The sequence below is a fragment of the Psychromonas sp. Urea-02u-13 genome (genome assembly GCF_002835995.1).
Lineage (GTDB): Bacteria > Pseudomonadota > Gammaproteobacteria > Enterobacterales > Psychromonadaceae > Psychromonas.
The window spans coordinates 38,388-63,452 of sequence record NZ_PJBZ01000036.1 but is presented as its reverse complement, the minus strand read 5'-3'; the positions used below and the strand labels follow the sequence as shown (position 1 = coordinate 63,452).

Sequence of the window (25,065 nt, the reverse complement as noted above, 5' to 3'; positions counted from 1 at the left end):
AAGGTTTTTAATAATGAAGAATTTTATTCGAGTTTTCCTTACCCTCAATCAATAATTTGTTAAACTCTGGCGCATAAAAATAGAGGAAAAAGTATGAACTGGTTACCGAATGCTGATCTATCACTGTTAAAAAAACGGGCTGTGATCATACAGACAATAAGATCATTTTTTATCGAGCGGGAGTTATTAGAAGTTGAAACACCGAGCTTGAGCCAAGCAGGTGTAACAGACCAGCACCTATTCTGTTTTAAAACTCACTTTATTGGTCCTGAGATATCAGATGTAAAACCTGATGTTTTAGGTGTGCCGTTATACCTGCAGACTTCCCCTGAATTTCATATGAAACGGTTATTATCAGCGGGCAGTGGTTCTATATTTCAAATATCTAAAGCGTTTAGAAATGAAGAATCAGGGCGATATCATAATCCGGAATTTACGTTATTGGAGTGGTATCAAGTTGGTTTTGATCATTTTCAATTAATGGATGAGATGGAAGAACTGTTGCGTCTTGTACTTAATTGCGGACAAGCCAAGCGTCTTACTTATCAGCAAGCGTTTATGCTGGTCTTAAATGTTGATCCTTTATCTGCCTCCCTTGAGGTGTTAAAAACAGCTGGGAGTCATCTTAACTTGGGTGATGTTTTAGATAATGAAGCGGATTACGATACCGTATTACAGCTTCTTTTCTGTGTGGCGATTGAGCCTGTTATCGCTAATGACTCGCCTTGTTTTGTTTATGACTTCCCCGCTTCACAAGCCGCGCTTGCAAGAATAAGTCCTGTTGATCAACGTGTTGCAGAACGTTTTGAGGTTTATTATAAGGGCATAGAGCTGGCGAATGGGTTTCACGAACTCAGCGACAGTGAAGAGCAGCTTTCGCGTTTCAAAAAAGATAACCGCTTACGCAAAGAAAATGGTTTATTAGAGATGCCAATTGACACTCGTTTTGTTGAATCATTAAAAATCCTACCAGATTGCGCAGGCGTAGCGTTAGGTATTGACCGTTTAATCATGCTAGCAACAGAGCAGGACCATATCGATAATGTGGTTAGTTTTACTATCAAAGGAGCATAACATGACCAAATTATGGTTAACCGATAAAGCCTATTCAATGTGGGCTTATTTGATTCGCATCGGTTACTGGCTGGTGGCTATTTATCTTTCTTCACTTTACCTGCAACATTATGAGCAAGAGAGCTGGTTTAAAATCGGCTTGATGGTTATCAGCTTAATCTTTGTTGTTGGTTTTTTGGGATTAGGGCGCTATTTAGATCACTTTTTCAAAATTAAGAAAAAATAACTAAGCGTTTGCGAGCTACACTTTGAATGTTAATTAATCATTATTATTCGAGGTGTTTATGCCAATTACGAAAGTTAAATCAGAGTTTAAAAAACTCTCCGATATTCTTAATAACGATATTATTGCCGACGAATGTACTGCTGGTGAATTACGTTTAGTCCATGACCAATTACAAGAAGCTATTTTGTCGCGTGATCCTGCGCAATTAATCCGAGATAAAAAATTAACTCAACAATTAATCGTGTTTGAAGAAAGTAATCCGATTGTGGGTAAAGCGATTAAAGATTTTATGAGTGCACTTTCTGGGATGGGAATTTAACTGGAACAGTAGATACAAAAAAACCGACAGAGAGTCGGTTTTTTTCTTATAGCTTATAAAACAATTTTAATACATTTGGCTTACAAGTAAGCCTGTTGAATTAAAGTGCTTTAATTTTAGCAGAAAGACGGCTTTTCTTACGAGCAACCATATTTTTGTTAATTAAGCCTTTAGTAGCGAACTTGTCTAGAGCTGATTGTAATGTAACAAATTCAGCTGCAGCAACTTCTTTATTACCAGCTTCGATAGCAACAACAACTTTCTTGATGAAAGTACGCATCATTGTACGACGGCTAGCGTTATGTTTACGGCGTTTTTCAGATTGAATAGCGCGTTTTTTAGCAGACTTGATATTAGCCAAGACCTTAACTCCTAAATTCTGTGTAACAAGTGATAATCAAAGGTCGTGGAATATGCCTTGTTACATCTACATTGTCAAATGATTTTTACTAACCTCTGAAAGAACTACAATGAGTTCTGCCTGGAGATTAAACTTGCGCGCATTTTATACTCAACGCTCTGTAGATGCAAATTTACCTTGCATTAAATCCTACTCTTTTTTGTTTAATTTCCCGCTCTTATTTATGTTGCCCCTTTTTAGCTATAAACTGGCCTTCAAAATTTAGCTGGGAACTTCGCTTGTGAGCAAAAAATTATTAAAGTCTGGGATGATAGTAAGTGCAATGACACTGATCTCTCGTGTATTAGGATTAGTGCGCGATATTGTGATCGCAAACTTAATGGGGGCGGGTGCTGCGGCGGATCTTTTCTTCTTTGCCAATAAAATTCCTAACTTTCTACGACGCCTGTTTGCCGAAGGTGCTTTTGCACAGGCATTTGTACCGGTGTTAACCGAATACGACCAAACTAAATCGCGTGATGAGGTCAAACAATTGATCGCCGCGGTTTCTGGGACATTAGGCACCATTGTCACGGTGATCACCATTTTGGGCGTATTAGGCTCGGGTGTTATTACCGCCATGTTTGGTTTTGGTTGGTTTTTAGAGTGGTTTAACGGCGGGGCTGAGGCTTATAAATTTGAGCTCGCGTCGGATATGTTAAAAATCACTTTCCCTTATCTTTGGTTTATTACCTTTACCGCACTTTCTGGGGCCATTTTAAATACCCTGGGTAAATTTGCTATCGCGGCTTTTACGCCGGTATTTTTAAATATCGCCATTATTAGTTGTGCACTGTTTTTATCACCGCAATTAGCACAGCCTGAGTTTGGTTTAGCGATTGGTGTTTTGCTAGGTGGCGCGATTCAGTTTTTATTCCAAATTCCATTTATGGCCAAAGAGGGCATGTTGGTTAAACCTAAATGGGATTGGCATCATGAAGGCGTGGTTAAAATTCGCACCTTAATGATTCCAGCACTGTTTGGTGTATCGGTAAGCCAAATTAATTTATTACTCGATACCTTCATTGCCAGTTTTTTACAAACGGGCTCTATTAGCTGGTTGTATTACTCGGATCGATTATTAGAGTTTCCGCTAGGTTTATTTGGCATCGCGATTGCGACCGTTATTCTACCGAGCTTGTCTTCGTCACACGTGACTAAATCAGAAGATCACTTTGCTAAAACCATTGATTGGGGAATACGCATGGTGTGCATGTTAGGTTTTCCTGCCATGTTAGGCTTAATCGTACTGGCAGAACCCATGTTACGTGTGCTGTTTATGCGTGGTGAATTTGATATGCAAGACGTCAGCATGGCCTCGATGAGTTTGTTTGCTTATGGTTCGGGGTTATTAAGTTTTATGATGGTTAAAGTGCTTGCCCCTGGTTATTACGCGCGCCAAGACATTAAAACGCCGGTGAAGTTTGGCATTATTGCCATGGTCAGCAATATGGTGCTTAATATTATTTTTGCTGTTCCTTTTGGTTATGTGGGGCTAGCGATTGCAACGTCAATTTCTGCAACCTTAAATGCCGGTATGCTGTGGTTCGGTTTATATAAACAGGGCGTTTATCAGAAACAAAATGAAACGCTGGGTGTGCTAATACGCATTGTGATCTCAGGATTATTGATGGCTGCAACTATGTTCTATTTAAGTCCTTCACTAGATGAATGGGCTGCATTCTCATTGTTTGAATCGGCTTACAAATTGTTTGCTTTGATTGCTATAGGCATCACCAGTTATTTTGCCTGTGCCGCGATTATTGGCTTACGCGTGCGCCATTTTAAAATTTCCTAGTAAGAGCTGTTTTTCACTTTGCTCAGAGGGCTTCTTTGGGCAATCGCTGATTATCCTCGAAACGAGTAGAGTAATGCTTAAAATCGTAAAAATGAGTGCTGATAAGTTGTGCAGACTGCGTTATAATCGCCCTCTTTTGTTAGAACAATTTAAGTAAACTTCATGGAATTAGTACGTGGCATTCATAATCTTAAGCAACAGCATAAAGGCTGTGTATTAAGTATTGGTAATTTTGATGGCATTCATTTGGGCCACAAAGCAGTATTATCGCGATTATTAGCAGAATCTAAACGCCTTAATGTACCAGCGACAGTGATGACTTTTGAACCTCAGCCAGAAGAGCTTTTTTTAGGCAACAATGCCCCTGCTCGGCTAAGTCGTTTACGTGATAAATTTGTTCAACTTGAAAAATTAACATTAGACCGTTTATTGTGTGTGTCCTTTACGCGACAATTTGCCAACATTAGCGCACAAGCGTTTATTGAAGAGTTACTGATCAATAAACTCAATGTGAAGTATTTAGTGGTCGGTGATGATTTCCATTTTGGTTATCAGCGTAAAGGTGATTTTCAGCTGCTTAAACAAGCGGGTGAAAAGTACGGTTTTGAAGTGATTGATACTCAAAGCCTCGTACAACAAGCACAACGCATTAGTAGTACACGTATTCGTGATGCTTTAGCACAAGGCGAATTGGCTGAAGCAGCTACTATGCTGGGGCGAAAATACAGTATTGCAGGGCGTGTTAGTCATGGTCGAAAGTTAGGCCGAACGATTGGCGTGCCCACTGCAAATCTATTATTAAAACGCCGTGTTTCGCCTGTATCGGGTGTATTTGTTGTTAGCGTGTTAGGCATTAACGATAAAACTTACCAAGGTGTGGCAAATATTGGTACTCGCCCAACGGTTCAAGGCGAAAGACAGCAGCTAGAAGTGCACATTTTTAACTTCGAGGGGGATCTCTACGGGAATCAACTTGAAGTGATATTAGAAAAAAAATTACGCAACGAAGTAAAGTTTGATTCGTTTGTTGAATTAAAAGTACAAATAGAAAAAGATATTCAAGACGCGAAGTCATGGCATGAAAACAATCAGTTATAAATAACGACCTCTAACTAATTATTAATTAAATCGTAAGATGGAATACAAAACCGATGAGTGAATATAAAAGTACATTAAACCTACCTAAAACAGGTTTCCCGATGCGCGCAAATTTAGCAAATCGTGAACCAAACATGTTGAAAAACTGGTACAGCAACGATCTTTACGGAAAGATTCGTGCCGCTAAAAAAGGTAAAAAAACATTTATTTTGCATGATGGCCCTCCTTATGCAAATGGTGATATTCATATCGGTCACTCGGTAAATAAAATCCTTAAAGATATTATTATTAAATCTAAAACGCTTTCTGATTTTGATGCGCCTTATATTCCAGGTTGGGATTGTCATGGTTTACCAATCGAGCTTCAAGTTGAGAAAAAACACGGTAAGCCAGGTAAAAAAATCGATGCAGCTACGTTCCGCGTTAAATGTCGTGAATATGCAGCGCGTCAAGTTGCCGGTCAGTCTAAAGACTTTCAACGTTTAGGTGTGCTTGGCGATTGGGCCAACCCGTACTTAACAATGAATTTTGAAACTGAAGCAAACATCGTACGTGCTTTAGCTAAAATCATTAAAAATGATCACCTACACAAAGGTTCAAAACCTGTTCATTGGTGTACTGATTGTGGTTCTGCACTAGCAGAAGCTGAAGTTGAATATGAAGATAAAATTTCAGCTGCCATTGATGTTGCTTTTGTTGCTGTTGATAGTGATGCTGTTATTGCATGTTTCAACTCTGAGTCTGATGATTTAGGCCACGGTGATGTTTGTACGGTTATCTGGACAACAACACCTTGGACACTACCTGCTAACCGCGCGGTTGCATTAGCTGCTAAAGTTGAATACTCATTAGTGCAAGCGGGCGAACGTCGTCTGATTCTAGCTACTGATTTAGTGGATAGCGCAATGTTACGTTACGGTATCGAAGATGCTAAAACATTAGCGATTTGTACGGGACTTGATTTAGAGAAACAGTTATTTAATCACCCATTCTTAGACTTACAAGTACCAACAATTGTTGCAGATCACGTGACGATTGATGCAGGTACAGGTTGTGTTCATACAGCACCTGGCCACGGTCAAGACGATTACTCTGTGGGTCTTAAATACGATTTAGAAGTAGCAAACCCAGTTGCTGATAACGGTGTATTCCGTGACGATACTGAGTTCTTTGCTGGTTTACATGTATTTAAAGCAAACGATAAAGTACTTGAAGTATTAACTGAGCGTAATGCATTAATTCATCACGTTAATATTAATCACAGCTACCCACATTGCTGGAGACACAAAACACCGATTATCTTCCGTGCTACGCCACAATGGTTTATCTCAATGGATCAAAAAGGTCTACGTGATAGCGCGTTGTCTGAAATCAAAGACGTTAAGTGGATCCCAAGCTGGGGCGAGCAACGTATTGAAAAAATGTTAGATAACCGTCCAGATTGGTGTGTTTCTCGTCAACGTACATGGGGCGTGCCAATTACCCTGTTTGTACATAAAGAAACAGATGAACTTCATCCAAACAGCATTGAAATGATGGAACTGATTGCCCTTAAAATTGAAAAAGAGGGTATTCAAGCTTGGTGGGATTTAGATGCTGAATCACTATTAGGTTTTGAATCTGAAGAATACCGTAAAGTAACTGATACTTTAGATGTTTGGTTTGACTCAGGTACAACTCATGCTGCTGTTGTGGGTGTGCGTGACGAATATAAAGCGGAAGATGGCACGACGGCTGAGATTGATCTTTACCTTGAAGGTTCAGATCAACATCGTGGTTGGTTCCAATCTTCATTAACAACAAGTGTTGCGATTACTGGCAAAGCCCCTTACAAAGAAGTATTAACTCACGGTTTCGTGGTTGATGCACACGGTAAGAAAATGTCTAAATCTGTGGGTAACGTTATGTCACCTCAGAAAGTAATGAACGATTTAGGCGCTGATGTATTACGTCTATGGGTTGCTTCAACAGATTACACTGGCGAAATTACTGTTTCTGATGAAATCTTAAATCGTAGTGCTGATAGTTACCGTCGTATCCGTAATACTGCGCGTTTCTTACTGTCTAACCTAAATGGTTTTGATCCAAAAACTGATATGGTAGCAAGTGATGAAATGGTGGCTTTAGACCGTTGGATTGTTGCAAAAGCGGACGCACTTCAAGCTGAAATTATTACGGCTTACAATGACTATAACTTGCATGCAGTACACCAGAAGCTAACACATTTCTGTTCAATTGAACTAGGTAGCTTCTACTTAGATATCATTAAAGACAGACAGTACACGGCTAAATCAGAGGGTGTTGCACGTCGTAGCTGTCAAACAGCAATGTACCATTTATCTGAAGCTCTAGTACGCTGGATGGCGCCAATCTTAAGCTTCACGGCTGATGAAATTTGGGGACGCCTACCGGGTGAACGTGATGAATTTGTATTTACCGGTGTTTGGTATGATGGTTTGTTTAGCCTAAGCGACAACGAAGCATTATCAAATGACGCATGGGATCAACTGATTGCAGTACGTGCAGAAGTAAATAAAACATTAGAACTAGCACGTAAAGACAGTGTTATTGGTGGTGGTTTAGAAGCTGAAGTGACATTGTATGCTGATGATAACGTTAAAAACCTATTAAATGGTTTAGCGGATGAATTACGTTTTGTATTAATCACGTCTAAAGCAACGGTTAAAGCATTAGCTGAAGCACCAGAAACAGCACACAAAACAGATGTTGCTGGTTTAGTGGTTGCGGTTGAGAAAAGTGTTCATGCGAAGTGTGATCGTTGTTGGCATCATAACGAAACAGTCGGTAGCGATGAAACACACCTTCTACTGTGTATTCGTTGTATTACTAATATTGAAGGTGAAGGCGAGTCTCGCCAGTTTGCTTAAGTTAAGTAAACGCCTGCATTAGTTTGAAAAACGCCTTTATATTAAGGCGTTTTTTTTAGCTTCTAATAAGAGAAATTTAATGACAGAAATAATAGAAAAGTCAGGATTACGTTGGTTATGGTTAACCGTGATCATGCTCGTTCTTGATCAAGCGACAAAGTATTGGACAATACAATCATTAGATTTGTATGAATCTTATGAAGTATTATCGTTTTTCAATTTCACTTATGCACGTAACTACGGTGCTGCTTTTAGTTTCTTAGGTGATGCAGGTGGTTGGCAAAAGTACTTATTCACTGCTATTGCGTTTGCCGTTTCTGCTTATTTACTCTATTCGTTGAAAAAGAATAGTATCCATAAACGCTGGGAAAATATTGCTTTCACATTAGTATTATCAGGCGCTATTGGTAATGTAATGGATCGTTTGATGTTTGGTTACGTGGTAGATTTTTTAGATTTTGATTTAGGCTTTTATCGTTGGCCGACTTTTAATGTGGCTGATATCGCTATTTTTATTGGCGCAGCTATGATTATTTTAGACTCTCTTATTCACCCGGAAAAAGTCCACCCGGAAAAAGCTGACTCTGAAACCAAAAAAACAGAAACCATTGAAAAGGAAGACAGGTAATGACAACTGCTACAAATACAATTAAGAGTGACAGTGAAGTGATGATGCACTTCTCTATTCGTTTAGCTGATGGTTCTGCGGTTGATAGCAGTAAAGTGGATGATAAACCGGCTAAATTTGTAATGGGTGATAATAGCTTAACGCCTAATTTTGAAAAGTGTTTATTAGGCTTAACGGAAGGGCAATCTGAAACCTTCACACTGGCTCCTGAAGATGCATTTGGTCTACCTAATCCTGATAATATTCACCATTTAGAGCTGAGTAAATTCAGTAATGATGTGCCTGCAGAAGTGGGTACTATTATTACTTTTACACAACCAGATGGCAGTGAATTACCGGGCGTTATTCGTGAAGTCATTGCTGACAGTGTGACGGTTGATTTTAATCACCCACTGGCAGGGCAAACATTAACGTTTGATGTTGATGTGCTTGAAGTTCTCTAGGAGTTAATCATGGAAATTATTTTAGCTAATCCACGCGGTTTTTGTGCGGGTGTTCATCGTGCTATCTCAATAGTAGAACGCGCATTAGATCTTTTCCCATCACCTATTTATGTACGTCATGAAGTAGTGCATAACCAATATGTCGTTGATGGTCTAAAAGCACGTGGTGCGGTATTTGTTGAAGAGCTTGATGAAGTGCCAGACGACAACATTGTTATTTTTAGTGCGCATGGTGTTGCACAATCAGTGCGTAATGAAGCAAAGCGTCGTGAATTAAAAGTGTTTGATGCAACGTGTCCGTTAGTCACTAAAGTACATATGGAAGTCACACGTGCGAGTCGCCGTGCTCAAGAATGTATTTTAATTGGTCATGAGGGTCACCCTGAAGTTGTTGGCACAATGGGCCAATATGATAATGAACAAGGTGGCATATATTTAGTTGAATCACCTGAAGATGTACTTACATTACAGGTTAAGAACCCTAAAAACCTTTGTTACAGTTCACAAACTACTTTGTCTGTTGATGATACTTCTAACATTATCAATGCATTACGTGAAAAGTATCCAGAGATTGAAGGGCCTCGTAAAGATGACATTTGTTATGCGACCCAAAATCGTCAGGATTCAGTGAAGGATCTCGCACAAATAACCGATCTTGTTTTAGTCGTGGGTTCGACTAACTCTTCAAACTCAAACCGCCTGCGTGAAAAAGCAAGCTGTGAGGGGGTGAATGCTTATCTTATTGATACTGCTTTAGATATTGATTGCGATTGGTTTAAAGGTGTTAATAAAGTGGGTGTGACTGCCGGGGCTTCTGCGCCAGAAGTATTAGTCAAAGCGGTCATTGATAAGCTAAAAACATTAGGTGGTACGCTGGTTGTTGAAAATCCAGGTGTTGAAGAGAACACGGTTTTTGAAGTACCTGCGGAATTGCGTATAAAAATGGTCGATTAATAGTAACTCATTGAAAAAGCGCCTACTTATTATTTGCATAAGTAGGCGCTTTTTTTTACCTGTTATTTACGCATAGGAGATTAGCTAGTCTTTATGTTAGTTTTGTCTTTTGTTGATTTCTAATATTTAACTCGAACTATACTTATTGGTTGAAAGCCTTTTTTAGCAAGGTAGCAATGGATTGGTATATGCAAAAAAATAGCGTTAATTTCAAATTAAAGCATAGAGGTTTTAGTCTGATCGAAATAATGATCAGCGGCTTCATTCTTGCGCTTGGTCTGCTTGGACTTGCTGGGATGCAGTCAACTGCGGTCAAATCTAGCATCGAAATAGAACAACGAACACTCGCTAATTCCCTTATTGCAGATATAACCGAGCGTATGCAGCTAAACCGTTTATGGTTGCTTGATGCTGATAATAATTATGCAATTGTCAGCCTGACTAATGCAACGCTTTCTGCCCCAAGTTGTATCGATTCTGACGGTACGTTTGATAATTGCAGTGGCGTCGATATCAGAAATAATGACCTCTATGAATGGAAACAAAAATTTTTAGGTGCTGAAATTAATAACAGTACTGCCGGTGAAAATGGACTTATTGAAGCGGATGCTTGTATTGCTGTAAGCCCTATTTCAGGCTCCGATGGTGAATTGGTCGAAATAGTGATTAGTTGGTTTTCTACTGTTAAAAGTAAAGACTCTGCTCATGCTTCAGCTTCCACAGATTTAACGGCCACCTGCGGTGATTCTTCAAGGCACCGTCGTCAATTAAGCATCGAAACCTACATTAGTAAATCATCATGAGCATCTCACGTTTTGCCTCATCCCTCACCAGCCCTAATAAACAAACGGGTTTTTCACTCGTTGAATTGATGATTGCTATCATGCTTTCACTCTTTTTAACGGCAGGTTTATTAGCGGTATTTGTCTCCAGTCAGCGCGCTACAAATCAAGCGTTAGGTAGCGGAGAGCGCCAAGAAAATGCAACCTTTGCTTTGCAACTACTTGCTAAAGACCTCAAGCAAGCTAACTTTTTTGCGCAAGCCACCGGAGAGAATAAAAGTCTCTGGGATTTGAATGGTGCAACCATTGCAAACAGCGATGATTGTTTAGATGACATATCAAGTGGGTCTTTCCCTAGCGCAAATAAATTTCGACCTCTTTGGGCTTCTTCGATTCCAGCCACTGTCGGCAGTTTAAAGATGAAGTGTATTGATGACGGAGACAGTGAAACCAGTTTAATGGTTAACACTGATTATATTTCTATTAAACGAGTACGCGGATTTCAGCAAGAGAGCAACTACAGTGCGAATCGCTTTTATCTAGATATCAATACCAGCGCGCTTACTGTTTATCAAGGCGATGCGGGTGCATTAACCAGTAGTGCAGTGAAGCCTGTTTGGGAATATATACACCATGTTTATTACCTCGATGAATTCGAAGGAGTAAACCGCTTACGCCGATTAACTTTACGTGAAAGTGAGATGGTGCGTGAAGAGGTGTTAGTTGAAGGCGTAGAAAGCATGCAATTTATGTTTGCTTTAGATGCTTTGATTGCCAATGACCGAGACGGCTCTATGCATTCATTAGTGGGTACTTCTCAAGTAACGGCGAATGACTGGGATAGTGGCAGAGTGATCGGCATTAAAATTTTCTTATTAATTAAGTCACTAGAAAAAACAGTGGGTTATACAAACTCCAATACATATCAACTGGGGGATTATTCATTCCCTGTGGCCAACGATAATTATAAAAGAGAGCTGGTTTCAACCGTGCTTCTTTTTCAAAACAGCGTGGTATTAGTAAATGATTAGTTTGCATAAACAAAAGGGCATTGCGCTTTTTATTGCCATGATGATTCTTCCTTTGTTATTAGTCTTAGGGGTATTAGTCATGAGTAATACTTTTCTCGGGTTAAAAATGATCGATGCGCGTGTTATGCAGGGAGAATCAAATATCTTCTTAAATAGCGCCGCTGCAGAAATAATGCATCGCTCAGGCAGTGCTCAGTCATTTGCAAGCGCAACAGATAGCACTGTCTTTAGCTATGGAGAGGTTACAACGAGCTCCATTGATTTAAACGGCGAGATTAATTGTAAGCGTCGTATGCAAGCAAGCAGTAATAATTTTAAGTGTAAATATTTACAGGTTAATTTTGAGCATCGTTTTGGACGGACGCAAACAGGTGGCGCTAAATGGGCACTTAATGCGATGAGTGTTGGCATTGAGCAACCTATTATTGCGGATTAGTTTGTAATCACCTTATTAAAATGAATTTTATTAGCGTATTGCCAGCGTGGCAAATGGAGAAAGTTATGTTTATTAAACGATTATTAGCATCTTTATTATGTGCATATTGTGTTTTGTTAAGTGCAGATGATACTGAGCTTTTTGTTGCAGATTTGAGTGCACAAAATGGTATTCGACCACAGGTGCTTATTATTTTTGATACCTCTGGCAGTATGCGTAGTTCAGAGGAAGTGGTGCTTGAACCTTATGATCCTGCGCGAGATTATGGTGCTGGTAGTGACGCTAATAAAATATATTGGACACGATCAGGTGGTGATACGCCTGATGAAGATAGTGGCAATTATTTTTCTATTAGCAAAAACAATTGTCAGGCTTCAGTCTCGTTACTTAGTTCTACTGGTTTATATAATGGTAACGTTAGACGCTGGGTACCAAACAGATGGAAAAGCTCTCGTTCGCGCTGGAAAACATTGTCTGGGAATAATGGTGATATTTTTGAATGTAAGGAAGACATGTCAAATGCAGATGCAAGTAACCCTGCAACACCAAGTGATCAAGGTTTTCCAAAAGATGGACGTTCGGGTCCTTACATCTCGACGGTAAATAATGTTTTCTCTGGCAGTGATGCTGTGACGCTTTTTTCTGCTAATTATATTTATTGGCATAACACAGTAGGCACGACCAGCAAAAGCCGATTAGTGATCGCTAAAGAAGCGATTGCCAGCTTGATTGAAAGTACCCCTTCTGTTGATTTTGGTTTACAGGTATTTAACCGCAACAGTGGTGACGGATCTAGCGATAAAAATGGCGGGCGCATTGTTGATAAAGTGATGAGCCGTAATTCAACACAGGCACAAGCGTTAATTGCTCAAGTGAATGGTTTAAATGCGGACGGTTGGACGCCACTTTGTGAAAGTATGTATGAGGCGTATCGCTATTATGCAGGCAAGGGCGTTTATTATGGAAATGATGATGGCGACTCTTCACCGGGAAGAGATACCACTGCTGAATTTGAAGGCGTTTACCGCACACCATTTAAAGCCTGTCAGGAACGTGCTTATATTATATTAATGACCGATGGCGCGCCGACGAATGATGGCAATGCTAATTCGATTATCAGTACATTAACAGGCAATGGCAGTATTGAAGGCAGTTATATGCCAACCATTGCAGAATGGATGAACAGTTCTGATATTGATGGTGATGCAACTAATGGTGATCAGCATATTAATACTTACACTATCGGTTTTGGACAAAGTGCTGTTGATGCCGCTGGCCGATTATTAGGTGAAACTGCAATAAGAGGGGGAGGCGAATACTACCCTGCTACCAGCTCTACTGCGTTACAAAAAGCGTTTCAGGCAACTATCTTAGATATTTTAAATAGCTCTTCAAGCCTGTCTTCCCCTGCGATTGCGAACAATAACTTTGATAGAACACGTAGTTTAGATTCTGTTTATTATTCGATGTTTATGCCAAGTAACTTACCCGTATGGCAAGGTAATATAAAAAAATTAACCATGAATGCTGCCGGTATTTTAGTGGACCGATTAGGTGTCTCGGCAATTAATGCCGATGGTAATATTAAGGACTCAGCTTCAACCTATTGGGGAGGTGTTGAAGATGGTAATGCCGTTTCGGAAGGTGGGGTTGCTTCGATGTTAGGTGATGTTACCACACGTAAAGTGCTCAGTAATATTCATGCGACCATACTCAAAGAGCCTAATATTGCTAATCTTAAATCCTTTTACTCGATTGCTTCTGAAGCTGACTTAGAAGCTGAATTAGGTCTAGAAGCCTCTTCATTGAGTGATTCATTAAACTGGCTAAAAGGGTTAGATGTTGATGACCAAAATGGTAATAGTGCAGTAACGGATTATCGCAGTGATATCTTTGGTGATCCGCTACATTCCAAACCGCTTGCGATTACTTACAGTGAAAATGGCAATAATGTGGTCCGCTTGCTAGTCGGAACCAACGCCGGTTTCCTACATATGTTTACAGACAATGGCGATACGGTGACTGAGAATTGGGCATTTATTCCTGAAGAGTTACTTAATTTTGGATTATCTGTACGAGATGCTGAACCATCAAGTAACCACCAATATGGTATCGATTTATCTCCCATTGCAATTAAAGTTATTGAAAGCGATGGAAGCGTGAGCCAAATAATTGCAATTGTTGGCATGCGTCGTGGTGGCGGTAGTTATTACGCGATTGATATTACCGATCCAAATACGCCTAAGTTAGCTTGGAAAATTGACGCGAGCTCTGATGGTTTCTCTGAGTTAGCACAAACATGGTCTATGCCAAGTGTTGGATTATTTTCTTATCAAGCGGGCAGTGTTGAAACGGTAGGCCCTGGCATTGTTTTTGGTGGCGGATACGATACTAATAAAGATACGTGTATTCCCTCTTCTAGTGAAACTTGTAACGATGTTACTGGCAGAGGTGTTTACATTGTTAATGCACTGACTGGCGGTAAAATTTGGTCTACCGATGGTGCTAGTTGTGCTGCTGATGATATCCATTGTATGCGCGACAGTATCCCAAGCCAAGTAGGCTTATTGGATGGTAACAGTGATGGTTATATCGACCGTTTATATACAGGTGATACAGGCGGTAATATTTGGCGAATGGATTTAGCGGGGACAGATACCAGTAAGTGGTCAACGATAAAAGTGGCCGGGTTAGCCAGTGATTCAAATACAGAAGATAGACGTTTTTTTACTACACCCGTTATTGTACGTACCTATAAAAACAATGTAGCAAAAAGCGAGCAAGGTGTGTTCTCCTACGCAAAAATCCCCTATGACGGTATTTTAATTGGCTCCGGTGATCGCGCTCATCCTGCCTCGAGTACCGATGTAAACGATTATTACTTTTCACTGCAGGATTATGCGATTTCCCCTACGTTATTTGGTGCGACAGGCTTTCCGGTTAAACCTACACCAAGCGCCATTACTGACCTTTATAGTATCGAAGGGGATCCCGTTGGTAATTATAGTGGCTCACAAGTGCTGGATGTTTATGCCAATATGAGTGCTTTCAAAGGATGGAAATACGCATTTACAGGGATAGGTGAAAAATCATTGGGGCAAGGTGTTGTCTTAGAAGGTACCGCATACTTTACCTCTTTTGTGCCTAATTCGACGGTTAATATTGGCTGTGGAGTAGGAGACTTAGGTTTAGGTTGGTTATATGCCATCGATTTACATTCGGGAGAAAGTCGCTTCAAAAATGATAATGGAGAAGCGGTTGCTAAAGTCGATATCGGCTCCCGTGTACCAGATTCATTAGTAATTCATGCTGGAGTAGACGATCAAGAAAAAAGCATTATTCGTTTATTAGGCGTCGGCCAAGGTGATAAGCAGGTTATTTACAATGAAGAGACTGAGCAAGAAGAGGTTGTTTATAAAGGCACGGTAGATACTAATACCGACATGATGCCACGCCGAATATACAGCTATTTTAAAGAGAATTAAGTTGCTTGATAAGTGAGGTTTTCACCTCACTTTTTCTGTCTCGGCAGTTTGAACGATGAAAATATATTATAAAAATAAAAAGAGAATAAAAATGAAAAAAAGTGGATTTACCCTAGTGGAGTTACTGGTCACCATAACTATTATTGCAATATTAAGCTCGGTTGCTTATCCAAGTTATGTTAGTTATGTGCAAAAAACACGTCGTACCGAGGCGCAGTCCGCATTAGTTGATCTCGCCAATAAGCAAGAAATGTATTATTTAGATCATCATGTTTATGCTTCAAATTTAGATTCTGATTTAGGTATGGGAGCCAACCCGTTTATTACTGACAATGGCTATTATTCGCTGGCCACAAGTTCAGCTGAATCAACGGCTATTGGCTTTACGCTCACAGCGACTGCCATTTCATCACAACTCGCAGATAGTGACTGTGCCACGTTATCTATTAGCCACGATCATGAAAAAAAAGCAACGAATGCTAACAGCACAAATTGCTGGAAATAAGGAAAGTAAAATGAAAACAATATTATTGTTAATAGCGGGAATTGCATTTTCATCTGGCGCACTTGCTCAGGAAGATAAACGACAACACTTGAAGTGTCATTTACAACTAGAAGATGAAAGTCGTATTGTGCACCATTTTGTTCATACTGAAAAAGAGAGCAAAGAGTTTATAGATACACTTACTGAGCGTTCCGTCTTTATGGCTGATGGTGTTACGAAAAGAAAAATTATCGCGGTTTATGAGTGTGTTGATATTAAAGATCGTTTTAAAAATAAAGACGCGGTAGCGTTAGAAAAAAACACTCCTTTTTAGTTCAATACCCTGAATTCTGGTTAATAAGCGCTTATGCAGAATTCAGGTTCTTTATTTTAGGTTCTTTATTTTAGGTTATTTATAACGTGGGTTGTAATTTAGGGGAAGTCGTTAATTGTTAAGAGCAAGGGATTAGGACTCTACGCGCTTAATTACAATCAGTAAAAGTGCCACCTGCTACTATTTTTGCTCTGCCACTATAAGCGATTGAAACACCAATGCGTTTCGCCCCTGTGCAGTATCTAAATGTCGCTGAACTACCCGTAATATGACCATCTGGTGTGAAAGTGACACTATTAGTAGGGAAAGCCAGCGTATCATTACTATTAAACTTATCACCACTTTTTAATAACACTTCCCCACTGTCATAACTGCCATCTCTATCGCTATCAATAAATACGTCAATCCCCGAAATCCAATTATTAGTACATACATTGCTTTCAAGCGGGCAAACAGTGACATAATTTAAGTAACTAACAGATTGGCTACGTGCAAAGAGTAGGTTATTTTGAATACTGCTTCCTACCGAGGTTAAACGGTTACTTTGTATTAAGGTTTGAAACCCTGGAATACCAATCGTTATTAGTAATGTACTAATAATTAATACAATAATAAGTTCAAGAAGTGTAAAGCCGCGCACAGCGTGCATATCAAAACCCTAATAGCTGAGTGTAATCTATGAGTGTAATCTTGTTTTTAAGTTTCTGCCTGTATATTTGTCGCAATTAGTATTAAAGTAGAAACAATTAATTAATCAAAAGAGAGTGTTATGAAAAAAATTGAAGCGATAATTAAACCCTTTAAAATGGATGATGTCCGTGAAGCGCTCGCTGATATCGATATCAATGGTATGACGGTCTCTGAAGTAAAAGGGTTTGGGCGCCAAAAAGGCCACACAGAACTTTACCGTGGTGCGGAATACATGGTTGATTTCTTGCCTAAAGTAAAAATTGAATTAGTGGTAAAAGATGAAGATGTAGAACGTTGCATTGAAGCGATTATGAGTACGGCGCAAACGGGTAAAATTGGCGATGGTAAAATCTTTGTTATGCCAGTAGAGCGTGTTATTCGTATTCGTACGGGTGAAGAAGATGATGAAGCAGTATAGAAGATAAGCTGTTAGTGGTTAGCTATCAGCTGTCAGTTAAAAGCAGTTTGCTGATAGCTGAAAGCTGAAAGCTCATTAATCCCTACCAATCAAAAAACGTCCAGCGTTCACTACGCTTAACAACTCGACTCTTTGGATAGTTAAGTTTTAATACTGCCAGTGCATTCTCTTTTGGCTCTACTAAACCAAGTTCATCATAAGCTGTAATCATAATGATAAGAGCATCTTCAACAGATTCAGTATCAGGGTAGTTATTAAGTACTAACTTACTACGGTTGATCGCTGCAACATAAGCTTCGCGTTTTATATACCACTTTCCAATAGCGATTTCATAACGCGCTAAACGATCCTTAATAAAGACCATTCTAAGTTGTGCATCAACAGCATATTGGCTCTTTGGATAGAACTTTATAAGATGTTTAAAATCTTTAAATGCTTGCAATGAGTGGCTAGGGTCACGATTATAGCGGTCAATACCAAACATATTTTGGAAAAATTGCTGATCTGTTGCCATGTGGGTTAAACCACGTAAGTAATAAAGATAATCAAGATCCGGATGTGCAGGATTAAGGCGCATAAAGCGATCAATGTTAGCTAATGCTAACGCGGTCTCATCACGCTTATAATAAGCATAAATAAGGTCAACCTGTACTTGGTCTGAATGTGGTCCAAAAGGATAGCGACTATCTAAAGCTTCTAATATTTCAGTCGCTTTTTCGTAGTTTGCTGATTCCAACGCTTGTTGAGCATCGCTGTAAAGTTCAACTGGCGGTTTGTCATCTACTTTCGGTTTTTCATTTTTTTTAGAAGAACAGCCAACAGTAAAAAAAATAATGAAAACAGAGGTGCTTATTAGTCTGAGGATCTTTTTCATAAGTGTTATAATGCCTATAATGCCTAAAATGCCTTTCTGAAAATCGGATTGATAGAAGCACAGTATCTGCTATCAGCTAAAAAAAGAAAAGTTAAAAAAGACAAAATGTGACAAGATTGCACTACAATGCGCAAATCAACGTTTATTAACCGCTATTAGCGCCAGACTTAGTCGTGCTAAAAAGAGAAAGAAGAGAATTAAATATGAGTCAAGAGTTACACTTAACCGCAGAAGTGACCGAAGAACAACTGGGTTTTCGCTTAGATAAAGCATTGGCATCATTATTCCCTGATTATTCTCGTACGCGTATTAAAGAATGGGTTTTAGAGGGAATGGTACAAATTGATGGCGAAGTGGTTAATATCCCTCGCGAAAAAGTTTATACCCATCAAGCTGTCGAAGTGAATGCGTTCTTAGAAGACGAAGTGGTATTTAAAGCACAGAATATTGATCTTGATATTATTTTTGAAGATGAACATATTCTAGTTATTAATAAACCTGCTGGTTTAGTCGTTCATCCTGGTGCTGGTAACCCGGATGGTACGGTATTAAATGCACTTTTATACCGTTACCCTGAAATCGCAGAAGTACCGCGTGCGGGTATCGTGCATCGATTAGATAAAGACACAACCGGTTTAATGGTTATTGCTAAAACTGTTCCTGCTCAAACGCATTTAGTAACAAGCTTACAAGCTCGCGAAATTACACGTGAGTATGATGCAATCGCAATGGGAATTTTCACAGCGGGTGGCCGTGTTGAAGCGCCAATTGGCCGTGATAAAGCAAACCGTATTAAAATGGCTGTGGCAACAGTGGGTGGTAAACATGCTGTTACTCATTACCGCGTTGCAGAGAAATACCGTGCACATACACGTTTACGTTTACGCCTAGAAACAGGTCGTACTCACCAAATTCGTGTTCACATGGCACATCTCGGCCATGTATTAGCAGGTGACCCTGTTTACGGTGGCCGTCCTCGTCCGCCAAAAGGTGCATCTGAAGAGCTAAAAATTGAGCTACGTTCATTTAAACGCCAAGCTCTGCATGCAACTATGTTACGTTTAGATCACCCAATTACTGGTGAACTAATGGAATGGCATGCTCCAGTACCTGCTGATATGCAAAAGCTAGCTGCGTTATTACGTGCTGATGCTATCTTTTACGAGCAGTAAAAATAAGTTAACTTCTGATCTACACTTATGATCTGCACTGCTAATGTGCAGATCATCTTCATACTCCCAGTCCATTCGACCCTCGGGAAAATCAATGCTTGAATTAATCTCACCCAATTGGTCCGCCCCAAGTCATATCAAAGCCTTTTCAACAACACGTATTAATGGTGTAAGCACCAACGTTTATCAAGGTTTAAACCTCGGATTACATGTTGAAGATAAAGAGTCAGTTGTTTTACAAAATCGCGCTCTATTATTAGCAAACCTTTCGTTAGAAACCCCTTTTTGTTGGTTGAATCAAACTCATAGCACTTTGCTGTTAAAAATTAATAAACAAAGTAAACAAGCGACAGAAGCTGATGCCTCGTGGACAGATCTTAAAGATCAAGTTTGTGTTGTGATGACAGCTGATTGTTTACCGCTATTAATTACCGATAAACAGGGAAGCTTTGTAAGTGCGATTCATGCCGGATGGCGCGGTTTGTGTGATGGAATTATTGAAAAAACAATCGCTACTATTTGTAGAGAGTCAAAGGTTTCAAGTTCAGAGTTATTAGTCTGGCTTGGTCCGTGCATTGGTAAAACGGCATTTGAAGTTGGCGCTGAAGTACGTGATGAATTCATTCAACATGATACTAAAGCTGTTGATGCTTTTAGTGTGCACAAAGATCGTTATTTAGCTGACTTACAAGCACTTGCTCGTTTACGTATAGCGCCTTTTAAGGTTGCGGAAATAAGCGCGAGTCCACATTGCACCTTTTCTGAGGCGGATCTTTTTTATTCCTATCGTCGAGATGGAAAGACTGGGCGTATGGCGACACTAATTTATATTAAAGAGCCCAAAATTTAACACCCAACCTTGAAATTTAACCCTTTTTCCCACATCTTTATCCTATCAAGGAGGCGATTATGCGCTTAGATAAACTCACCAGTAAATTCCAATTAGCAATTTCAGATGCGCAGTCTCTCGCGTTAGGCCGTGATCATCAATATATCGAAGCGACACATCTTATGTTGGCCTTGCTCAATCAAGATGGGGGTTCTATCCGTCCTATTTTGGCGGATCTTGAGATCGATATTAATCTGTTACGTTCACAGCTCTCTACTGAATTAGATCGTATTGCACCGGTTTCTGGTATCGGTGGAGATATTCAGCTCTCAGCGCCTGTCGGTATTCTGTTTAATCTCTGCGATAAATTTGCGCAAAAAAATAAAGATAAATTTATCTCTTCAGAGCTGTTTTTACTGGCTGCTTGTGAAGAAAAAGGTGTGTTGGGTGGTATTTTAACGGGTCTGGGTTTAAGCAAAGAAAAAGTAAATAAATCAATTAACAAAATCAGAGATGGGCAAAATGTCGATGACCAAAATAGTGATGGGCAAGAACAAGCGTTAGCCAAGTTTACTATCGATCTGACTGAGCGTGCTGAGCAGGGAAAGCTAGACCCTGTGATTGGTCGTGATGATGAAGTAAGACGCATGATTCAAGTATTACAGCGTCGTACTAAAAATAATCCAGTTATTATTGGTGAACCAGGCGTAGGCAAAACAGCGATTGTTGAGGGCCTTGCGCAGCGTATTATTAATGGTGAAGTCCCTGAAGGTTTAAAAAATAAACGTGTTTTATCACTCGATATGGGGTCACTTATTGCGGGTGCTAAATACCGTGGTGAGTTTGAAGAACGTTTAAAGTCAGTACTTTCTGAACTAGCAAAAGAAGAAGGACAAGTGATTCTCTTTATTGATGAATTGCATACTATGGTTGGCGCGGGTAAAACCGATGGCGCAATGGACGCAAGCAATATGCTCAAACCCGCACTTGCCCGTGGTGAGCTACATTGTGTTGGCGCAACAACGCTTGATGAATATCGCCAATATATTGAAAAAGATGCGGCCCTCGAACGTCGTTTTCAAAAAGTCCAAGTTGATGAACCGAGCGTTGAAGATACCATTGCGATTTTACGCGGCTTAAAAGAACGTTACGAATTACACCATAGAGTCGAAATCACTGATCCAGCTATTGTTGCTGCTGCCACTTTGTCACACCGTTATATCTCCGACCGACAATTACCCGATAAAGCGATCGATTTAATCGATGAAGCCGCTTCAAGCATTCGTTTACAGATGGATTCAAAACCTGAAAGCTTAGACAAACTAGGGCGAAAAATAATTCAACTGACGGTTGAGCAAAAAGCCCTTAAAAATGAAACGGATGACGCCACGGTTAAACGCCTTCAAGATATCGAAAGGGCCTTAAAAACCAAAGGTAAAGAATACAAATTATTAGATGAGATTTGGAAAGCAGAGAAAGCCGCACTTTCTGGCACACAAAACATCAAAAAAGCATTAGAACAAACCCGATTAGATTTGGAAATAGCCAGTCGAGCATCTGATTTAACACGCATGTCTGAGCTGCAATATGGAAAAATTCCAGAGTTGGAAAAACAACTCGACTTAGCTGCACAAGCTGAAATGCAAGAAATGACGTTACTTAAACATTGTGTGACTGAAAATGAAATTGCAGAAATATTAGCGCGCTGGACGGGGATTCCTGTTGATAAAATGCTGCAAAGTGATCGCGACAAATTACTTAAAATGGAAAAGCACCTGCACAGCCGAGTGATTGGTCAACATGAAGCGATCGCCGCTGTCTCTAATGCGATTCGTCGTAGCCGTGCTGGCCTCAGTGACCCTGATAGACCTATTGGTTCATTCTTGTTTTTAGGGCCAACAGGGGTTGGTAAAACAGAATCTTGTAAGGCGTTAGCTAATTTCCTCTTTGATAGTGAAGATAATATGGTACGTATCGACATGTCGGAGTTTATGGAAAAGCATTCTGTTGCGCGTTTAGTAGGGGCGCCACCGGGTTATGTTGGTTATGAAGAGGGTGGTTATTTAACTGAAGCGGTTCGCCGTAAACCTTATTCTGTTATTTTATTAGATGAAATTGAAAAAGCGCATCCTGATGTCTTTAATATTTTATTACAGGTGTTGGATGATGGTCGTTTAACTGATGGGCAAGGGCGTACTGTCGATTTCCGTAATACGGTGATCATTATGACTTCGAATATTGGTTCCGACATTATTCATGAGCAATTTGATACTGCCAGTTATGATGAGATAAAAAGCCAACTGTTTACTTTATTACGTTCACAGTTTAAGCCTGAGTTTTTAAACCGCATCGATGAAACCGTTGTATTTCATCCCTTGGGTCAGAAACATATCAAATCGATTGCGACGATTCAGTTACATAAATTACAAAAGCGCCTTAAAGATCAAGATTACTTGCTGACCTTTAATGACCAATCTATCGAATTGTTAGTGGGAGCGGGTTACGATCCTGCCTACGGAGCAAGACCGCTTAAACGTGCCATTCAGCAGTTATTAGAAAACCAACTTGCTGAGCAAATCATTTCAGAAAAACTGATTAAGGGTAAAAAAATATTAGTTGATGTTGCAGATGGAAAGATACACTTTGTACAATAAAACCTTTTTGCAACTGGATAACTATCTAACGAGTTTACAAGTTTATTGGCAGTTTGAAGCGTTCCATTACAGTGATTATCCCTGGGCTGAAACAAATATTGCCTTGAGTGAATTTTTAGATGCACTTTCAGACCTGCAGCTACAACATTATCAGCAATATCCTGACCTGTTATATGCACACATAAAAGGTTTTATAAATCAGCTACGCCCTTTTGATGATGCGCTTTTTATGATCAAAGCGCTGCCTGCACTGGAATCAGATGCCCCTTTTTGGTTAAAAGCAGGTATTAAAGGGCGAAAGTGGTCACAAATATCAGCCTTTGCGCAACAGGTGAATTCGCCATATCCCATTGTTGAATGGTGCGCGGGAAAAGGGCATTTAGGTCGCCTGATCTGCTGGCAAAAACAGTTAGCAGTGACGTCAGTAGAATGGCAACAAACACTCTGTGATTTGGGCACTGCTGAAGCTAAAAAAATGCAATTGCCACAAACATTTCAACAAACAGATGTGTTAACAGGTGAGGCGGACAATTATATAAACCCTGCATGTCATGCCGTTGCTTTGCATGCCTGCGGGGACCTGCATTTACACCTTATAAAACAAGCTAAAAAAAATAAACCCGCTCAGTTAAGCATTAGTCCCTGTTGTTATCATTTAACCACACAAACGATTTATCAGCCTTGCTCTTTATTAGGTCAAACATCAGCGTTAAAAATTAATAAACAGCTATTGAAACTTGCGGTGAGCAAGCAAGTGGTGTCGGGTAAAAGGCAATCTGATTTAAGCCAGCAAGAAGTCCTGTGGCGCTTAGCGTTTGATGAATTACAAAAACACGCCTTAAAAACGAAAAATTACTGTCCTCTACCCAGCTTTCCTAAAGCACTTTTATCCGGTCAATTTGAAACCTTTGTCTTATGGGCGATGGAAAATAAATCATTAACATTTGTTGTGCCTAACTCACTGGATATTTTTTTACAGCAAGCTAAAAAGCGCCTTAAAAAAGTGCGCTGTATGGAGTTGATAAGCCAATTTTTTGTACGCCCATTAGAGTTGTGGTTAGTTTACGACAGGGCATTAGCGTTACAAGATTCGGGTTATCAGGTTAACATCGCTTCATTTTGTGATGAACAGGTAACGCCACGTAATCTTTTGATACAGGCGCAATTAATAGCGAAAATAGAGGGTAATAACGATGATTGATGCAATCTGTAATATGGAAGATCAGGGCAATAAAGTATTTTCAATCTTTGAATTTAAAGCCTTGCCTGAATCTGAAATAGACCGTTTACGTTATTCGTTATTATGTCCTGTTTGTAAGCAGAAAGCCTACTTTAGAAAAGCCTCTCGAGATGGAAAACAGGCCTGTTTTGGCAGTCGTTATCACGAGTTTGATTGTGAAGAATTTAATCCATCACCACGAAAGTCTGAAGAAGAAAAGCAAATTTCTGAGGTAGAAGCATTAATCATGGAAGCTGATTCTCTGCAAATAGATTTCAGCTCAGCGGTGATCAAGAAGCATCGTAATAAAAGCGCTGAACAAAGTCATGCACATAAGAGCGAAGACAAGAAAAGTACGTCAGTTAACGATGCGCTATTAATTAAAGAAAACGAAATAACTATTAAGAAACAAGGTTTAAAGAAACTATTAGTGAGTTTATTACGTGGTAGTTCGCTTGCTAACTCTGATTTATGGATTTACACCAGTGAAAAGCATAAATGGCGCGCTAAGAACTTATTTGTAAATGTTAATGACGCCAAACCAACAGATAACGGCGCACCAAGAATGTATTGGGGCACGATTGCAGATGCTGATAAAACGCTAAATTGGTTAAACCCTGCAGAAGAAAGAAGTGTTTCGATTCCAATCAGTAAATATCAACAAGATTTTTTAACACGTTTCGATATTAATGAAGCGCGTGATTTAGAAGGGGCTGGTTTTATACTGTTTGCAAAGTGTGTTGAAAGTAAGGATAAAAAACGTAAATTTTTACAGTTATGGGGAAATGATGTTCAGTACTTTTATATCTCAAAAGCGGAGGATTAAGAG

Annotated in this window: 24 protein-coding genes; 21 read left to right on the top strand and 3 right to left on the bottom strand. The window is 39.7% G+C overall.

The window, feature by feature from the left end:
• Positions 1 to 93 precede the first annotated feature (93 nt).
• From epmA to CXF74_RS01320, 3 genes are read left to right on the top strand one after another with little or no spacing between them, the layout of a single operon-like run.
• The gene (gene epmA, locus CXF74_RS01330) at positions 94 to 1,074 is read left to right on the top strand and encodes an elongation factor P--(R)-beta-lysine ligase (RefSeq protein ID WP_101080598.1); all 981 of its coding nucleotides are present in this window, start codon (positions 94 to 96) and stop codon (positions 1,072 to 1,074) included.
• A gap of 1 nt (position 1,075) precedes the next feature.
• Positions 1,076 to 1,300 carry a hypothetical protein gene (locus CXF74_RS01325; RefSeq protein WP_101080597.1) on the top strand — a complete coding sequence of 75 codons (225 nt, stop codon included), beginning with the start codon at positions 1,076 to 1,078 and terminating at the stop codon, positions 1,298 to 1,300.
• Positions 1,301 to 1,358: 58 nt separating this feature from the next.
• Positions 1,359 to 1,619, top strand: a complete 261-nt coding sequence (locus tag CXF74_RS01320) for a DUF4404 family protein (RefSeq protein ID WP_101080596.1) — start codon at positions 1,359 to 1,361, stop codon at positions 1,617 to 1,619.
• A gap of 100 nt (positions 1,620 to 1,719) precedes the next feature.
• On the opposite strand, the gene rpsT is transcribed toward CXF74_RS01320, so the two are convergent.
• On the bottom strand, positions 1,720 to 1,980 hold the full coding sequence (gene rpsT, locus CXF74_RS01315; RefSeq protein ID WP_101080595.1) for a 30S ribosomal protein S20: 261 nt from the start codon (positions 1,978 to 1,980) through the stop codon (positions 1,720 to 1,722).
• A gap of 280 nt (positions 1,981 to 2,260) precedes the next feature.
• On the opposite strand from rpsT, the gene murJ reads away from it, so the two are divergent.
• The 12 genes from murJ (at position 2,261) to CXF74_RS01255 (ending at position 16,380) form a co-directional block, all read left to right on the top strand.
• Positions 2,261 to 3,817 carry a murein biosynthesis integral membrane protein MurJ gene (gene murJ, locus CXF74_RS01310; RefSeq protein ID WP_101080594.1) on the top strand — a complete coding sequence of 519 codons (1,557 nt, stop codon included), beginning with the start codon at positions 2,261 to 2,263 and terminating at the stop codon, positions 3,815 to 3,817.
• A gap of 162 nt (positions 3,818 to 3,979) precedes the next feature.
• A complete protein-coding gene (ribF, locus tag CXF74_RS01305) occupies positions 3,980 to 4,915 on the top strand; it encodes a bifunctional riboflavin kinase/FAD synthetase (RefSeq protein ID WP_101080593.1) in 936 nt (311 codons plus the stop codon).
• A 53-nt stretch (positions 4,916 to 4,968) separates the two neighbouring features.
• Positions 4,969 to 7,803 (top strand): isoleucine--tRNA ligase, encoded by a 2,835-nt coding sequence (ileS, locus tag CXF74_RS01300; protein WP_101080592.1) that lies wholly within the window; start codon positions 4,969 to 4,971, stop codon positions 7,801 to 7,803.
• A gap of 79 nt (positions 7,804 to 7,882) precedes the next feature.
• The gene (gene lspA / locus CXF74_RS01295; protein WP_101080591.1) at positions 7,883 to 8,431 is read left to right on the top strand and encodes a signal peptidase II; all 549 of its coding nucleotides are present in this window, start codon (positions 7,883 to 7,885) and stop codon (positions 8,429 to 8,431) included.
• Positions 8,431 to 8,874, top strand: a complete 444-nt coding sequence (gene fkpB / locus CXF74_RS01290; RefSeq protein WP_101080590.1) for an FKBP-type peptidyl-prolyl cis-trans isomerase — start codon at positions 8,431 to 8,433, stop codon at positions 8,872 to 8,874. Before lspA ends, fkpB begins: the two co-directional genes overlap by 1 nt.
• A 9-nt stretch (positions 8,875 to 8,883) precedes the next feature.
• Positions 8,884 to 9,828 (top strand): 4-hydroxy-3-methylbut-2-enyl diphosphate reductase, encoded by a 945-nt coding sequence (gene ispH / locus CXF74_RS01285; protein WP_101080589.1) that lies wholly within the window; start codon positions 8,884 to 8,886, stop codon positions 9,826 to 9,828.
• Between the two features lie 188 nt (positions 9,829 to 10,016).
• Complete coding sequence (gene pilV, locus CXF74_RS01280) at positions 10,017 to 10,631, top strand: type IV pilus modification protein PilV (protein WP_157822305.1); 615 nt, start codon at positions 10,017 to 10,019, stop codon at positions 10,629 to 10,631.
• Positions 10,628 to 11,641 (top strand): PilW family protein, encoded by a 1,014-nt coding sequence (locus CXF74_RS01275; protein ID WP_101080587.1) that lies wholly within the window; start codon positions 10,628 to 10,630, stop codon positions 11,639 to 11,641. Before pilV ends, CXF74_RS01275 begins: the two co-directional genes overlap by 4 nt.
• Positions 11,634 to 12,077, top strand: a complete 444-nt coding sequence (locus CXF74_RS01270; RefSeq protein WP_101080586.1) for a hypothetical protein — start codon at positions 11,634 to 11,636, stop codon at positions 12,075 to 12,077. The genes CXF74_RS01275 and CXF74_RS01270 overlap by 8 nt, the downstream gene beginning before the upstream one ends.
• 65 nt (positions 12,078 to 12,142) lie before the next feature.
• Positions 12,143 to 15,562, top strand: a complete 3,420-nt coding sequence (locus CXF74_RS01265) for a pilus assembly protein (protein ID WP_101080585.1) — start codon at positions 12,143 to 12,145, stop codon at positions 15,560 to 15,562.
• Positions 15,563 to 15,653: 91 nt separating this feature from the next.
• Positions 15,654 to 16,067 carry a type IV pilin protein gene (locus CXF74_RS01260; protein WP_101080584.1) on the top strand — a complete coding sequence of 138 codons (414 nt, stop codon included), beginning with the start codon at positions 15,654 to 15,656 and terminating at the stop codon, positions 16,065 to 16,067.
• A gap of 10 nt (positions 16,068 to 16,077) precedes the next feature.
• Positions 16,078 to 16,380 (top strand): TapY2 family type IVa secretion system protein, encoded by a 303-nt coding sequence (locus tag CXF74_RS01255; protein WP_101080583.1) that lies wholly within the window; start codon positions 16,078 to 16,080, stop codon positions 16,378 to 16,380.
• A 148-nt stretch (positions 16,381 to 16,528) separates the two neighbouring features.
• On the opposite strand, the gene CXF74_RS01250 is transcribed toward CXF74_RS01255, so the two are convergent.
• Complete coding sequence (locus CXF74_RS01250) at positions 16,529 to 17,029, bottom strand: GspH/FimT family pseudopilin (RefSeq protein WP_101080628.1); 501 nt, start codon at positions 17,027 to 17,029, stop codon at positions 16,529 to 16,531.
• A 120-nt stretch (positions 17,030 to 17,149) separates the two neighbouring features.
• On the opposite strand from CXF74_RS01250, the gene glnB reads away from it, so the two are divergent.
• On the top strand, positions 17,150 to 17,488 hold the full coding sequence (gene glnB / locus CXF74_RS01245; RefSeq protein WP_022941662.1) for a nitrogen regulatory protein P-II: 339 nt from the start codon (positions 17,150 to 17,152) through the stop codon (positions 17,486 to 17,488).
• An 82-nt stretch (positions 17,489 to 17,570) separates the two neighbouring features.
• Here glnB and CXF74_RS01240 read toward each other — a convergent pair whose 3' ends face one another.
• Positions 17,571 to 18,362, bottom strand: a complete 792-nt coding sequence (locus CXF74_RS01240) for an outer membrane protein assembly factor BamD (protein ID WP_101080582.1) — start codon at positions 18,360 to 18,362, stop codon at positions 17,571 to 17,573.
• A gap of 203 nt (positions 18,363 to 18,565) precedes the next feature.
• Here CXF74_RS01240 and rluD point away from each other — a divergent pair, with 203 nt between their 5' ends.
• From rluD to CXF74_RS01215, 5 genes are all read left to right on the top strand, one after another.
• Positions 18,566 to 19,534 (top strand): 23S rRNA pseudouridine(1911/1915/1917) synthase RluD, encoded by a 969-nt coding sequence (gene rluD, locus CXF74_RS01235; protein WP_101080581.1) that lies wholly within the window; start codon positions 18,566 to 18,568, stop codon positions 19,532 to 19,534.
• 94 nt (positions 19,535 to 19,628) lie between these two features.
• Positions 19,629 to 20,384 carry a peptidoglycan editing factor PgeF gene (gene pgeF / locus CXF74_RS01230; RefSeq protein WP_101080580.1) on the top strand — a complete coding sequence of 252 codons (756 nt, stop codon included), beginning with the start codon at positions 19,629 to 19,631 and terminating at the stop codon, positions 20,382 to 20,384.
• A 59-nt stretch (positions 20,385 to 20,443) separates the two neighbouring features.
• Positions 20,444 to 23,017, top strand: coding sequence for an ATP-dependent chaperone ClpB (gene clpB, locus CXF74_RS01225; RefSeq protein ID WP_101080579.1), 2,574 nt, complete (start codon positions 20,444 to 20,446; stop codon positions 23,015 to 23,017).
• Positions 23,007 to 24,218 (top strand): methyltransferase, encoded by a 1,212-nt coding sequence (locus CXF74_RS01220; RefSeq protein WP_157822304.1) that lies wholly within the window; start codon positions 23,007 to 23,009, stop codon positions 24,216 to 24,218. The genes clpB and CXF74_RS01220 overlap by 11 nt, the downstream gene beginning before the upstream one ends.
• Positions 24,211 to 25,062 carry a hypothetical protein gene (locus CXF74_RS01215; RefSeq protein ID WP_101080577.1) on the top strand — a complete coding sequence of 284 codons (852 nt, stop codon included), beginning with the start codon at positions 24,211 to 24,213 and terminating at the stop codon, positions 25,060 to 25,062. Before CXF74_RS01220 ends, CXF74_RS01215 begins: the two co-directional genes overlap by 8 nt.
• Positions 25,063 to 25,065 lie beyond the last annotated feature (3 nt).